This is a genomic window from Paraburkholderia sp. BL23I1N1 (assembly GCF_003610295.1).
Lineage (GTDB): Bacteria > Pseudomonadota > Gammaproteobacteria > Burkholderiales > Burkholderiaceae > Paraburkholderia.
On the sequence record NZ_RAPV01000001.1, the window covers coordinates 5,485,808 to 5,498,634 of the forward strand.

16 protein-coding genes and 1 riboswitch are annotated in these 12,827 nt (G+C 62.6%); of the genes, 8 read left to right on the plus strand and 8 right to left on the minus strand.

Going from position 1 to position 12,827, the window contains the following annotated elements:
* Window positions 1-223 precede the first annotated feature (223 nt).
* The 4 genes from B0G76_RS25610 to B0G76_RS25625 all read left to right on the plus strand — a co-directional run bounded on the left by B0G76_RS25610 (window position 224) and on the right by B0G76_RS25625 (window position 4,099).
* Complete coding sequence (locus tag B0G76_RS25610) at window positions 224-604, plus strand: DUF2628 domain-containing protein (protein ID WP_120294989.1); 381 nt, start codon at window positions 224-226, stop codon at window positions 602-604.
* Between the two features lie 176 nt (window positions 605-780).
* Window positions 781-2,103: a sugar efflux transporter gene (locus tag B0G76_RS25615; protein ID WP_120294990.1), complete on the plus strand. Its 1,323-nt coding sequence runs from the start codon at window positions 781-783 to the stop codon at window positions 2,101-2,103.
* A gap of 219 nt (window positions 2,104-2,322) precedes the next feature.
* Complete coding sequence (gnd, locus tag B0G76_RS25620; RefSeq protein ID WP_120294991.1) at window positions 2,323-3,372, plus strand: phosphogluconate dehydrogenase (NAD(+)-dependent, decarboxylating); 1,050 nt, start codon at window positions 2,323-2,325, stop codon at window positions 3,370-3,372.
* A gap of 22 nt (window positions 3,373-3,394) precedes the next feature.
* Window positions 3,395-4,099 (plus strand): HAD family hydrolase, encoded by a 705-nt coding sequence (locus tag B0G76_RS25625; RefSeq protein ID WP_120296803.1) that lies wholly within the window; start codon window positions 3,395-3,397, stop codon window positions 4,097-4,099.
* A 22-nt stretch (window positions 4,100-4,121) separates the two neighbouring features.
* On the opposite strand, the gene B0G76_RS44085 is transcribed toward B0G76_RS25625, so the two are convergent.
* The gene (locus B0G76_RS44085; RefSeq protein ID WP_259460724.1) at window positions 4,122-4,247 is read right to left on the minus strand and encodes a hypothetical protein; all 126 of its coding nucleotides are present in this window, start codon (window positions 4,245-4,247) and stop codon (window positions 4,122-4,124) included.
* A 322-nt stretch (window positions 4,248-4,569) separates the two neighbouring features.
* Between B0G76_RS44085 and B0G76_RS44090 the strand changes: the two genes are divergently transcribed.
* Together B0G76_RS44090 and B0G76_RS42535 are read left to right on the plus strand one after the other, a co-directional pair.
* Window positions 4,570-4,692, plus strand: a complete 123-nt coding sequence (locus tag B0G76_RS44090) for a hypothetical protein (protein ID WP_259460725.1) — start codon at window positions 4,570-4,572, stop codon at window positions 4,690-4,692.
* Between the two features lie 31 nt (window positions 4,693-4,723).
* The gene (locus B0G76_RS42535) at window positions 4,724-4,930 is read left to right on the plus strand and encodes a hypothetical protein (protein WP_147394083.1); all 207 of its coding nucleotides are present in this window, start codon (window positions 4,724-4,726) and stop codon (window positions 4,928-4,930) included.
* Between the two features lie 102 nt (window positions 4,931-5,032).
* Here the strand turns inward: B0G76_RS42535 and B0G76_RS25630 are convergent, their stop codons facing one another.
* Window positions 5,033-5,305 carry a BON domain-containing protein gene (locus B0G76_RS25630; RefSeq protein ID WP_120294992.1) on the minus strand — a complete coding sequence of 91 codons (273 nt, stop codon included), beginning with the start codon at window positions 5,303-5,305 and terminating at the stop codon, window positions 5,033-5,035.
* Between the two features lie 136 nt (window positions 5,306-5,441).
* Window positions 5,442-6,653 carry a D-amino acid dehydrogenase gene (locus tag B0G76_RS25635; RefSeq protein ID WP_120294993.1) on the minus strand — a complete coding sequence of 404 codons (1,212 nt, stop codon included), beginning with the start codon at window positions 6,651-6,653 and terminating at the stop codon, window positions 5,442-5,444.
* Window positions 6,654-6,827: 174 nt separating this feature from the next.
* A riboswitch (glycine riboswitch) is annotated at window positions 6,828-6,921 on the minus strand.
* 184 nt (window positions 6,922-7,105) lie between these two features.
* On the opposite strand from B0G76_RS25635, the gene B0G76_RS25640 reads away from it, so the two are divergent.
* Entirely contained in the window at window positions 7,106-7,738 is a 633-nt protein-coding gene (locus tag B0G76_RS25640; RefSeq protein WP_120294994.1) for a LysE family translocator, read from the plus strand.
* Between the two features lie 109 nt (window positions 7,739-7,847).
* On the opposite strand, the gene B0G76_RS25645 is transcribed toward B0G76_RS25640, so the two are convergent.
* Both B0G76_RS25645 and B0G76_RS25650 read right to left on the minus strand, forming a co-directional pair.
* On the minus strand, window positions 7,848-8,375 hold the full coding sequence (locus B0G76_RS25645; RefSeq protein WP_120294995.1) for a GNAT family N-acetyltransferase: 528 nt from the start codon (window positions 8,373-8,375) through the stop codon (window positions 7,848-7,850).
* Window positions 8,376-8,387: 12 nt separating this feature from the next.
* The gene (locus B0G76_RS25650) at window positions 8,388-8,960 is read right to left on the minus strand and encodes a helix-turn-helix domain-containing protein (protein ID WP_120294996.1); all 573 of its coding nucleotides are present in this window, start codon (window positions 8,958-8,960) and stop codon (window positions 8,388-8,390) included.
* 237 nt (window positions 8,961-9,197) lie between these two features.
* Between B0G76_RS25650 and B0G76_RS25655 the strand changes: the two genes are divergently transcribed.
* Entirely contained in the window at window positions 9,198-9,902 is a 705-nt protein-coding gene (locus B0G76_RS25655; protein WP_120294997.1) for a YceH family protein, read from the plus strand.
* 47 nt (window positions 9,903-9,949) lie between these two features.
* Here B0G76_RS25655 and B0G76_RS25660 read toward each other — a convergent pair whose 3' ends face one another.
* The 3 genes from B0G76_RS25660 to B0G76_RS25670 all read right to left on the minus strand — a co-directional run bounded on the left by B0G76_RS25660 (window position 9,950) and on the right by B0G76_RS25670 (window position 12,510).
* A complete protein-coding gene (locus B0G76_RS25660) occupies window positions 9,950-10,753 on the minus strand; it encodes a MipA/OmpV family protein (RefSeq protein ID WP_120294998.1) in 804 nt (267 codons plus the stop codon).
* Window positions 10,754-10,848: 95 nt separating this feature from the next.
* A complete protein-coding gene (locus tag B0G76_RS25665; protein WP_120294999.1) occupies window positions 10,849-11,736 on the minus strand; it encodes a carboxylesterase in 888 nt (295 codons plus the stop codon).
* A 3-nt stretch (window positions 11,737-11,739) separates the two neighbouring features.
* Window positions 11,740-12,510, minus strand: coding sequence for a DUF4118 domain-containing protein (locus B0G76_RS25670; protein WP_120295000.1), 771 nt, complete (start codon window positions 12,508-12,510; stop codon window positions 11,740-11,742).
* Between the last annotated feature and the right edge of the window lie 317 nt (window positions 12,511-12,827).

The following is a 12,827-nucleotide window of genomic DNA, read 5'->3' on the forward strand; positions in this document are numbered from 1 at the left end:
TCGTCAGTGACGTGGGCGAGGACGTTTTTGCGTGCAGCGTGGGCTTTCATTGACCTTGTGGACTCACAGTGCCGGCCCGAAACGGCGGGGTAACGCGGCTATCTCGCGCATTGCTCAACAGTGCCTCACCGCGCATATTTCAAAGAAACTCATGGTCTTGTCAGCGCGACATGTTAGACGTCATGATTCGCATCTAGATGCACCATCGCGTTCAGGAAAGGAAATGGCAGAAAAGATCTACCTTCGGCACCCCGGCAAGGACGAAACCGTCACAGTCGGCACCGGCTTCAGTTGGGGCGCGTTGCTGCTGGGCTTCATCTGGGCCATGTCGAAGAGAATGTGGTTCGCCACATTCATCATGCTGGCGGTCAATACGCTGCTGTTCTTCTCGGGTTTGTGGGGTGAAACGATCGGCACGATCGGACTGGTGCTGTCTGTAGTGTTCGGTGTTGCCTGTGGCGCCTATGGCAATCAATGGCACCGCTGGACGCTCGAAAAGAGCGGATACATCGTTGTGCAGCCGGCGGGTGAGGGCAGTGCGACGGGAGTGGATATTGCCAGGCCTCAAGGCACGCGTGTTCGTCCCCCTGAGCAAACCCCCTGATTGTTCGACATGGCGCATAACGGTGCGCAACACGAATTTGGGATGCGGCGCCGCAGGTTTACGCGCCCGCAAGCCAGGACGATAATGCCCCAGTTGTTCCGGCCACGAAGTCCGCGGCGTATCGCGCATGGCGCATGGCGCGTCGCCAACTCGCTCTCCCTGACCCACCGCCATCCGTGTTGAAAACCGCCCGTTTTTTCGAGCTGCTGCGCATCGCTGGCTTCAAGCCGCTGGCCGCCGCCACCCTCTTGCTCGGTGTGGCGATGTCGTTCACCGCTCCCTATCTCTCACTGTTCGGCGTCGAGCGCGCCGGCATGACGCCGCTCAAGCTCGGCATCTTCATGACGCTGATCGCCGCCAGCGGGGTGCTCGCCAGCACCTTCGCCGGGCGGTGGAGCGATGCGAGCGGACGGCATCGGCCTTTGTTGCTGGCGGCACTGGTGGCCGCCGCACTGGGCTATCTATGTTTATGCGTGGTGCGTGACTACCGGCTGTTGCTGGCGGTGGGCATCATCTTTATCGGCGCGGGCGGCTCAGCCATCTCGATGGTGTTCTCGTTCAGCCGCGCGGCGCTGCCGGTGCCGGACCCCGCGGAGCGCGCGTTCGCGAGCGCCACCTTGCGGACCATTCTCTCGGCGGCGTGGGTGTTCGGTCCGTCGGTGGGCGCGCTGGTGCTTGCCGGTGCCGGCTTCTATGGGCTCTTCCTGTTTGCGGCGGCGAGTTTCGGGGCCTGCGCGGCGATCGTCTGGCGCATGCGCGAGCCGCAAGGGCACCTGGGCGATCACACGGTGGAAGACACGGCTTCGGAGCCGTCGGCCTCGATCACCGTGCCGCCGCTGATCGCACCCGGCGAAGAGGCGCACGAAGACCTGCCGGGCGTCGCTTCGCAGAATGACATCCGCCGTGCGGTGGCGGCGCTCACCTTGCTCGGTCTCGCCGCGAACGCCACGATGATCGTCCTGCCGCTTTACATCGTGCACGGCCTGAACGGCACGCATCTGGACGTGTCGATCATGCTCGGCCTCGGCGCCTTGACGGAGATTCCGATGATGCTCGCGCTCGGCGCGAAATCGTCGAGCCTGCACAAGCCCAACTGGCTGGGCGCCTGCGCGGCGGTTCACGCCCTGTATTTCATCGCGATGTCGCTGGCGGGCAACGTCCACGCGCTGATCCCGATGCAGATACTCAATGCGTTCGTGGTCGCGGTGACCTCGTGCCTCGGCATGACCTACGTACAGGATCTGATGCCGAACGCGCCGGGCCGCGCGACCGCGCTGTTCTTCAATGCGGCGCGGGTCGGCTCGATTCTGTCGGGCGTGTTGTCGGGTTTGCTGGTCGAGGCGTTCAGCTATCGCGGCACGTTCCTGTTCTGCGGCTTGCTGGCGCTTTGCGCGCTGGTGCTGTTCGCCGTGCCGGGTTACCGCTATCCGCAGATGTGGCGCGCGGTGCAGCGTTTTGCGCGCGCGCAATACAGGAAGGTTCAGGCGCAGCGGCGCTAGGGTTCTCCGTTCCCGTAAAGAAGCGTATCGTCGTTCAGTGCAGGCGGGGATGCCCGCTTCACTGCACGGACGATCCGAGACTGCTACCGTCTGTCCGTCGGATCAGATCAAACGCACCTGCAGTCAGGAGAGCCGCTTGCCGCGGATGAAGCACGCGGCAGGGCCCCAGTACGCCGAACCGGCTCGAAGCGCGCAACGAGACACTTTCCGGAGCGAGAAATGCAGCTAGGCATGATTGGATTGGGACGCATGGGCGCGGACATGGTGCGCCGTCTGACGAAGGGCGGTCAGCACTGCATCGCTTACGACGTGCAACCGGCCGCGGTGGACAAACTGAAGCAGGAGGGCATCGCGGGCGCTGCTTCGCTCGAAGACCTGGTCGCGCAACTGCAAAAGCCGCGCGCGGTGTGGCTGATGGTGCCCGCCGCGGTGGTCGACAAGACGCTTGAGAACCTCGTGCCCTTGCTGGAACCCGGCGACATCGTGATCGACGGCGGCAACTCCTACTACCACGACGACATTCGTCGCGGCGCCGATCTGGCGAAGCGTCAGCTTCACTATGTGGACGTCGGCACGAGCGGCGGCGTCGCGGGCCGTGAGCGCGGCTACTGTCTGATGATCGGCGGCGAGGCCGAGGTCGTGCAGCGGCTCGAACCGATTTTCTCGACGCTCGCGCCCGGTGCGGGCTCGGCGCCCGCCACGCCGGGTCGCATACCAGGCCGCACGCCAGGCGCCAGTACGGCCGATCAGGGCTTCCTGCATTGCGGTCCGCAGGGGGCGGGGCACTTTGTGAAGATGGTCCACAACGGCATCGAATACGGAATGATGGCCGCGTATGCCGAGGGCCTGAACATTCTGCGCCACGCCGACGCCGGCAAACACGCGCGCGAAGCCGATGCCGAAACGTCGCCGCTGCGCCGCCCCGAGCTTTACCAATACCAATTGAATCTCGCCGAGGTCACCGAGGTCTGGCGGCGCGGCAGTGTGATCGGTTCGTGGCTTCTGGACCTGATAGCAGGATCGCTCGTCAACGACGCCGACCTGCAAAGCTACGCAGGACGCGTATCGGATTCGGGCGAAGGGCGTTGGACCGTGGCGGCCGCGATCGACGAAGGCGTGCCCACGCCGGTGCTGAGCGCAGCGCTCTTCGCGCGTTTCAGTTCGCGGGGCGAGGCGGATTTTGCGAACCGGGTGTTGTCGGCGATGCGGCACGACTTCGGCGGTCACGCCGAGAAACCGGCCGCGCCGGCCGATGAACCAAAGCGCTAATTCATGGGACATGGGAGCCACGATGCAAGCTGATCACGCTACGCCTCACGACGTCGTGTTTCTGTTCGATTGCGATAACACGCTGCTGGACAACGATCATGTACTGGCCGATTTACGTGCGCACATGATTCGCGAGTTCGGCGAGCAGAACAGCACGCGATACTGGGAAATTTTTGAAGACTTGCGCGCCGAGCTGGGCTATGCGGATTACCTTGGGGCATTGCAGCGGTATCGGTGGGAGCACCCGCGCGACACGCGCCTGTTGTTGATGTCATCGTTTCTGATCGACTATCCGTTTGCGAACCGGCTGTATCCGGGGGCCCTGGATGCGATCAAACACGTATCGAAGCAGGGGCCCGCAGTGATTCTGTCCGACGGCGACGTGGTGTTCCAACCGCGCAAGATTGCCCGCTCGGGCTTATGGGACGAGGTCGAGGGGCGGGTGTTGATCTACATCCATAAGGAGCAGATGCTCGATCAGGTGATGGAGTGTTATCCGGCCCGGCAGTACGTGATGGTGGACGACAAGTTGCGGATACTGACGGCCATGAAGAAGTCCTGGGGAGAAAGGCTGACTACGGTATTTCCTCGCCAGGGGCACTACGCTTTCGATCCCAAGGAGATTTCCAGCAATCCGCCCGCGGACGTGACGATCGAGCGGATTGGGGAGCTCGCCGATATCGACGTCAATATGCTTCTGAGCGGCGGGACGGCAGGGGGCGCTTAGGTTTTCCGCCTTCCGAGGCCCGTCAGGCCGGCCCCAGCAGTTTCACCAGCAAGCCGAACACGCCCACCAGAACGGCCACGCCGGCGCACAACAGCACGAGCGAGAGAGCAAGAATCAGAGGCGTTTTGAGGCGGCTGGGTGTCGACATGGTGGCCGTTCCGGCAATGGGCGAGCAGGGCAAAACGCGCCAGATGCGGTCCGCCGTCGCGCATTTAGCATGAAGAGCTTAATCGTAATCACTTAATGCTCGCTTAAAGTCGAGCGCAAGATCGGCGGCCTCGGCCGCGCCAACGGCTTTACGGCCCACCGCTCCAATGGCTTACAGACACAGCGGTCAATTGAGCGCATGATCCTTGCTTAGGGCTTGTCGCAACCCGGTTCGCTCAAAAGCAGTCGCGCGCGCAATCGGATGCCCGCCCTCATGTCGCAGGCGATCAAGCGCTGTGCGGCCGGCGGGCCAAGGAAAAATCATGACATCCGCAATCCGGGGCATCGTGGCGGGCATGGCGCTGATGTTAGGCGCTTCGATATACCTGCGTCAGCTTCGTCTCCTACACCGTCCGGACCGTCGCTGGACCGGCAAGAAACGTTGATTCGTTCCACATCCTCGAAAAGGGAGGCACCATGTCATCAATACCTTCTCCGAAACGTTCGGCGTCGCCGTTGCGTCAGGCCGATTCGCCGGCCGCCGTGCGCGACCGGCGCGCCGAACTTGGCCGTGCCGATGAAGCGCGCGCCGAACAACGTGAACGCGACGACGCGCGCAACGACCCCAATGCGAGCAAATGGCGCTACCAGCCACCAAAGCGGAACGAGAAAGAGGAGGCGTAGAGCCTTGAGCTGAACACCAACGAAGCTGCTGTCAACATTCAGTCGAAGGGGTGCTAACCAACGTTCGGGCAGGCAATCGGATCGACCGCTTCCCAACTGATGCTATTGCGCTTTGATCGTGGTGTGGTCGACGACGCCTGCTACGCCAAACAGGCGGGTGACGTCCTGGAGTGCCGCGGTTCTTTGCTGGTCACGGTGAAGTTCACCCAGCAGCGTGATGCGACCGTGGGAGACTTTGACCTTGATGGCGTTCTGGGGAACAGCCGCGTCCCACGCTAACCGCGTTTTGGCTTCGGCGGCGATTTGGCCGTCGGTCAGGCGCGTGCTGCCCGCGATATTGCCTGCTCTGTGCGCAGCCGGGCGGGATTTTGGCATGTGGGCTCCATCGAGCTGCCGGGGTTAGAGAACACTAACAGATGCGGGTGGTTTTGCCTTTGGCCGGGCCCATGGACACCAATCTCTGACAGGCCCGGTGTCCTTGCGGACACCGGGCCTGCGGCGAAAAAATCGCCTACTGAATCGCCCCCGCCAAAACTTGCGCCGTCGCTGCCGACAACGTCCACCCCAAATGCCCATGCCCGGTGTTATAAAAAACGCCGCGCCGTTTCCCGCGCCCAACCTTCGGCAACATACTCGGCAACATAGGCCGCAACCCCGCCCATGGAATCACCTTCGAAGTCGACACGTCAGGAAAATAGCGCCTCGTCCAATCCACCAGCGGTGCAATCCGATCCGCGCGGATATCCCGGTTGAACCCATTGATCTCCGCCGTACCGGCAACCCGGAACCGATCCACACCGAGCCGGCTCGTCACGATCTTCGCGCTATCGTCGAGCAGACTCACCCAGGGCGCCTGCTGCTGACTGACTTCATCGTCGAGACAGACGGTGATCGAATAGCCCTTCACCGGGTACACGTTGACGTGATCGCCGAGCATGGCCGCAAAGTCCCGGCTCTTCACGCCGGCACACACCACGATCTGCTCAAACGCAAACTGTTGCGGTTCGCCAGCCAGATTCACGCTCAGCGAGAATCGCCCCTCAGCAGGCTGCTCGATCGCCGTAATCTCCGCGTCGTAATGAAACTCCACGCCGTGCCGCACGCACGCATCGGCAAGCCCGCGCGTGAACTTGTGAATATCGCCGGTCGAATCCGACGGCGTAAAGAACCCGCCGAAAAAATCGCCCTGCAGCGTGGGCTCGATCGCGTGCAATTCGCTCGACGTCACTGGATTGCGATCCAGGCCGCCTTCGTGCAGCATTTCATTCACCTTGCTCGCCGCGTCGAATTCCTTGCGTGTCTTGTAGATGTGCAAGATGCCGCGCCGCTCCAGATCGAAGTCGATCCCCTCGCGCTCGGCAATCGAAAACAGATGCTCGCGCGCGGCAATCGCGAGCCGCACCGTTTCGACGGTGTTCGCGCGATAGCGCGGAATCTGACGTAGAAACTCGCCCATCCACGAATACTTGTGCCACGTGGGCATCGGATTGAGCAGCAGCGGGGCGTCGCGCGTGAGCATCCAGCGCAGGCCCTTCAACACGGTGGCCGCGCTGTTCCAGACTTCGGCATTGCTGGCGGACAACTGGCCACCGTTGGCGAACGAGGTCTCCATCGCAGCATAGCGATGACGTTCGAACACGGTGACGTCGTGGCCGCGCTGCGCCAGGGCGTGAGCAGTCGTGACGCCGGTAATGCCGGCGCCGATAATGGCGATTCGTGACATGACATGATCCAGAGTAGTTGAGCATCACCGGTGTCGATTTCATTTCGAAACCGGCGTCGATGCCCCATCTGTCCATGTACCTGAGAGTTTCTTCCCGTGAGCCTACGCGCGCGATGCAAGCGGTATGCAGGGAATCCCCTTCGGTGGGCGCGCACGGCGCCGCTCTCCAGATGTTCCAGCTGCGCGGTCCTTTTGCCTGAGAGTTTCCGGGGCGGTTGCTCCGTCGGCGTCGTCACAACCCTCTGACGATCTCTCCCGCGCTGCATTGCAGAACGGCTCGACGATACCGGGCAAAAAACTTCCTCGCAAGTGTTTCCTGTAACATTTCCTGTGAAGCCGCGCGCAATGCCCATTTTTTATGTGCGGATTTATGCCCGGATTAAAGGCTTGAATTGGCGGCATCGGCTATATTTGGCGGCACTGCCCGACTTCAATTCACAGAGGAGACCGCCGTGCCCGCTGCCACAACGTTGCTCGCCTTCGCCCTTGTCTCGCTCGGCATGGTGCTCACGCCCGGCCCGAACATGATTTATCTGATCTCGCGATCGCTTTGCCAGGGGCGGCGTGCCGGGCTAGTGTCGCTTGGCGGCGTCGCGCTCGGCTACGTGTTCTACATGTTTTGCGCGGCGTTCGGCATCACGGCGCTGCTGTTGACGGTGCCCTACGCGTACGACGCGTTGCGTTTCGGCGGCGCGCTTTATCTCCTGTACCTGGCGTGGCAGGCGGTCAAGCCGGGTGGCCGCTCGCCGTTCCAGGTGCGCGACCTGCCACACGACAGCCGCCGTAAGCTCTTCACGATGGGCCTCATCACGAACCTCGCGAATCCGAAGATCGCCGTGATGTATCTGTCGCTGCTGCCGCAATTCATTTCGCCGTCGCATGGCAGCGTGCTGACGCAATCGATCGCGCTTGGTTGCGTGCAGATCGTGATCGCCGTCACGATCAATGCGCTGATTGCCAGCATGGCGGGTTCGATCGCCGGGTTTCTCGCCGGGCGGCCGGTGTGGCTGCTGGTGCAACGCTGGCTGATGGGCACCGTGCTTGCCGGTCTGGCCGTGCGGATCGCGTTCGATGCGCGCCGCTAAAGCATGCTAAAGCGCAGATTGAAGACTCGCCTGAGTCTTCATCGCGGGCTTCCTGATTGCGTATCGTCCGCTTTGAGCATGCATCACGGGCGGCCCACTGGCGCCGCACTCAGAGCGTCTTGTACATGATCGTGGTCGAATCAAGCCGCTCCTCCAGCGTGTCGCGGCAAAACTGCGGGATCACACCAACAGCCTGGTAACCCAGCGCGGCATAAAGCGGCTCGGCCTTGTCGCCGGTGCGCGTATCGAGCGTCAGCAGACTGCGCTGCAACTGGTGCGCACGGCGCTCCAGTTCCGTCATCAGCGCTTTGGCGATGCCCTGGCGGCGCAACGCGGGGCGGACCAGCAGCTTGCGCACCTCGGCGCGGTGACGCTGGTTCGGCATGGTGTCGTAGTCCAGTTGCACAGTGCCGGCGATCGACTCGCCATGGCACGCGACGAGCAACACGAGCCCACCTGCGCGCAGCGACGGCAGCACCTTGCCGCTCCAGAACGCTTCACTCTCTTCGACGCTATACGGCAGGACAAAACCGACGCTCGCGCCGTCATGGACGCAGGCATGCAGCAGCGCGCCGAGTTCGGGCAGATGGCGAACGAGGTCGTCGGCGGAAAAGCTCGTGATGGCGGTTGCGCTCATGGTGGCTCGAACTCAGACAATGAAGAGGAGGTAGCGGGCCGCGCTGTGCGCGGGCGTGACGAAAGCACTGGGACCGAACAACTGGTAGCGTAGACAGTCGCCGGGTTGCAGGTCGTGGCTCCGGCCGTCGACGGTGATCTGCAATTGCCCTTCGAGCAGGATCAGATGATGTTCGAGGCCGGCTCTCGGCGACGCGTCGTACGTGATCCGCGCGCCGGCATCGAGTTCGCACTCCAGCGCCTCGCCGCTCAACGCCTGGGCCGGTGGCGACACGGAGCGGCGCCGGAAGCAGACGCTCGTGTCGGTCCAGACGGTTTGTGCCTCGCGCGGCACCAGCGGCGCAAAGTCTTCTTCCACCATGTGCATGAGGCGCGACATCGGCAAGCCGTAGGCGACGCAAAGCTTGCCCAGTACGCTCGCCGTGGGGCTCACGGCGGCGTTTTCGAGGCGCGACAGGGTGGCGCGGCTGATGTTGCTGAGCTTCGCGAGATCGTCGAGGGACCAGTTGCGCTCGGCGCGCAACGCGCGCAGACGCTGGGCGATGCGACGGTCGATGACGTTGTCGTCAGGTTGTGTTTTTTTCATATTCGGGAAATTATCTCGAATATGGAAATTCGTCAACGGCGCAAAAAATGCGGATGCCGACGTGTGGACGTGTTCGGGGCGCACCAGACCATGGCGGAGATAGGTGCACCGCGAGCGACCGGGGCGTTTATCATAGTGGCCACAATCCAAAACCTGCCGCCCGGCTATGCAACAGGGCTGTGCATCGATCAGGCACACCTTCCACGAGACCCGGCGGCGCCTGCCGCGACATCCTCTATGAACTCCACTCCCGACGCTGTTTCCCGTCCCTCCATCCGTGCGTTGACTTTGCTTGAAGGGCGCGTGCTGGGCGTGCTGGTCGAAAAACAGCACACTGTGCCGGACAGTTATCCGCTTTCATTGAACGCGCTGACTTTGGGCTGCAATCAGAAGACCGGCCGCGCCCCCGTGATGAACGCGACCGAAGCCGAAGTGCTTACCGCCGTCGACGGATTGAAGCGCCTGAGCCTGGTGATGGAGGGCAGCAGCAGCCGCGTGCCGCGCTTCGAGCACAACATGAACCGGGTATTAGGCTTGCCGAGCCAGTCGGCTGCCTTGCTCACCACCTTGCTGTTGCGCGGCCCGCAGACCGCGGCCGAGTTGCGCCTGAACAGCGCGCGCCTGCATGGATTTGCCGACATCTCGTCAGTCGAGGCGTTTCTCGACGAACTGGCTGCCAACGATCCGTCGCGGGTAGTGAAGCTGGCCCGCACGCCGGGCGAGCGCGAAAATCGCTGGATGCATCTGCTATGCGGTGAGGTCAGCGCAAGCGAGCTTGCCCAGCCGGGCGAGGAAGATGAGGCGGTGCCGTTGTCGGCGTTCGAGGCGATAAAGGCTGAACAGAAGCGGCTTGCCGATGAGGTGAGCCGGCTTCAGGCAGTGGTGCGGCGCATGGCCGCTGAATTGGGAATGGAAGTTGAAGAGCCTGGTGCAGGCGGTTGAAGCATTCCTGGTTTTTCGCGCGCTGCGAACGCGCGAAAAACCGGAAGCTAGAACTTGTAGTTTACCGAAGCGAGCGTATTGAGCTCGAATCTTTTTTCGGTAATCGGGCTATTTGCCGCGTCATGCACAAGCCGCCCGAACGTAGCCGAGACCGACCCGTTCCAGTGTTTGGAAAAGTCGTAAGTCACCATGGCGTTCATATGGACGTCCCGCACGCCGGCACTCGTGCTGTACGTGGGCAATCCTGACGCAGCGCTCTGCTGCTCCGACACGCCGAAGAACGTCCGTGTATACGTCCCGTTCGCCCAGGTAAAGCCTGGGCCCACCGAGAACAACCAGCCGCCAACCGGCGCGGAAGCCACGAAATCCGTGCTGACCGTGGTGCCCTGATGATGCCCGGCGATATCCTGGTACAACGCCACCGACCCGGTAAACGCCCACCACGTGTAGTCGGCGAAAAGCTTCAGTTTCGGGCCGCCATATACGTTGCCCAGTCCATGCAGGCGCGGATCGTCGGACTCCTTGCGAGTCTGGAAGTCGAAACTCAACGCGGCGCCTACGTGATAGGCCGGACCGCGCAGCACGTTGACGCCAAGCACGTCGGGGCCCTGCGAGAAAATCCGGTCGTCGTACGAAATGTCCAGCGCGGGAAACGGGAATACGGTCAACTGCCGCGATCCCGGGTACTTGGGCGTGATCACCACGCCGGGTCCCACGCCGATTTTCCATTTGCTCTCGGTGGCAGCGCCTGTGCCCGTGCTCGCGTCTGTCGTCGCGTTCGGATTTGCATCGTCGGCGTAGGCAGCGCGCGCTGTGCAAAGGCCAAGTGCAGCGGCGAGCAGGAGCGCCATGCGTGCGGATTGACCATGCCTGAGCGTGGAAGGCCGCGACGCGCGTGCGGTGGGCTGGCGCTGGCCTTGGCTGTTTCTCAGCGTGGTAAGCGCCGTCATGCGCGCTCCTTGCCCAGCGCCGCGAGTTGTCTGAGGCGTCGCGCCAGGGCTTTCGAAACGACCTGTTGCTTGCCGCTGTCGTCGCCGCTGTGGGCTGCTTCGCTCTCGCGCAAAAATAGCGCGGTTTCACGCGCGACGATTTCGCGCTCGTTGTCCGACGTAATCATGTGATACGAATCATCCAGCCAGATTGTTCGTAAAAAGGCAGTGTCGATATTCGCGGCGACAAAGCGGGCGTTGCGGGGGCTCGACGTCTCATCGTCGATCGCGTGGACAATCAGGCAATCGGTTTTGATGTCGCGCACCTGAGTGCGCACGCTCGCGGCGAGGCGGCTCGCCTGGTGCAATGCCGGCAACGAAATCGTCGACGGGCCGACTTCGCTGAAGTCGCTGCGCTGCATCGCGCGGGCAATCTTCGCCCTGAGCGCCTCGTTGCGCAAACCGAACGGCGCTTCCTCGCGGTAGCGCCAGCGTTTGCGCATCGGCGTGAAGTACGCCCAGTTGAGCACGAAACGATACCAGGGGATTGCCCAGCCGTCGTAAGAGAGCGTCAGCGACAACAGCACGAGCGAGCGCGCCTTGGGACGACGATGCGCCAGCGCCAGCGCTAACGCCGCACCGATTGACAGCCCGCAGATCGAGACATGTGTGAAGCGCGCGGCGAGCGCGTCGTACTCGCGCATGGCGGCCTCGAGCCAGGCCTCCATCGCCGTTTCTTCGGAGCCTGCGCTGTAGCCCGGCAGGACCGGTGCGCAGGTGGTGAAGCCTTCGGCGTTCAGATAGCGTGCGAGAAAACGTAATTCGAGCGGCGAGCTCGACAGTCCGTGCAGCATCAACACGGCATGATTGTCGCCGGGTAAGAAGAGACTCGTTGGCTGGCTCATGGATCAGGCCCCGATCCGCAGCACGAGGAACTCGCCGGCATGGGTAGTGAACCGTTCGCACACGCACTCGGTCAGTCTCGACGTACCGTCGCCGCTTTTCAGATGCACGCGATGACTCCCGGGCCACAGCGACTTGCTGAGCCGCTGGATGTCGTCGGAATCGACATCGGCGAAGCGCGGGCCCGGTGCAATCTCGTTGGGCAGACGGGGCAGCACACCTTGCGGTTTGATGTCGTCCACCTGTTGCAGCGCGTTGCGCTCGAGCGCCTGAATGAAAATAAAGGTCTTGTGATGGTGCGAGAGATGGCGCAGCAGACGGTGTGTTTCGTCGACGGCGCGGCGTGCGAGCATGCGTTCGTTGTCGTGACGCAGCAGCATTTCATAGCGCGACTGGGCGACCGATGCGATCAGCTCCGCACGAAACTGCGAGCGGCGCAGGCGTTCGATCAATATGATGACGAGCAGCGTCACCAGCGGGTACGAGACGAGCAGAAGCAGGTCGGCGCGGTCGAATACGGCGATGCTTGCGTACGGCGGGACGAACAGGTAGTCGGCGATACAGAGGCCGAACAGCATGACCGTGAGCGCCGGAGCCAGCCCGCAAAAATACTCGACCAATGCCGCCGCGATACAGAACGCGGTGCCCGGCATGATCGGTCCGAGAAATGGATGGAGCAACATGCGCACCCCACTGGCGATCGCCAATGCGGCGGCCGCGGTGAGCCAGACGCGTGTTCCCCGTGGTGCCCAACGACGGGCGTTTTGGACTTCCATGATCTTTTTTTTAGGGAGCGATTGCGCTTCCCGATTGAGTGTGGCAAGGCGCTTTAAAGCGCAGGTCGGACAATACCATAGTCGGGCAGACGCTAAAGCCCGAAAAGAGGTCAATACCGGCAGGCCGGGCGGCATATCGTGCTTCGAATGCCCGATGGAAAAACCAGTCCGAAAATAGGGGTATTCTGCCCGGCGAGCAGTGTGCAGGCAGTCTGCTTAAGCGACCCTTAAATGGCTGGAAGCGGCTTCTACCGGACCGTCAGCCGCCTCGCCCGGACCCGCGGTCGAGCGCCGCTTCCGAACTGCATGGGCAAATG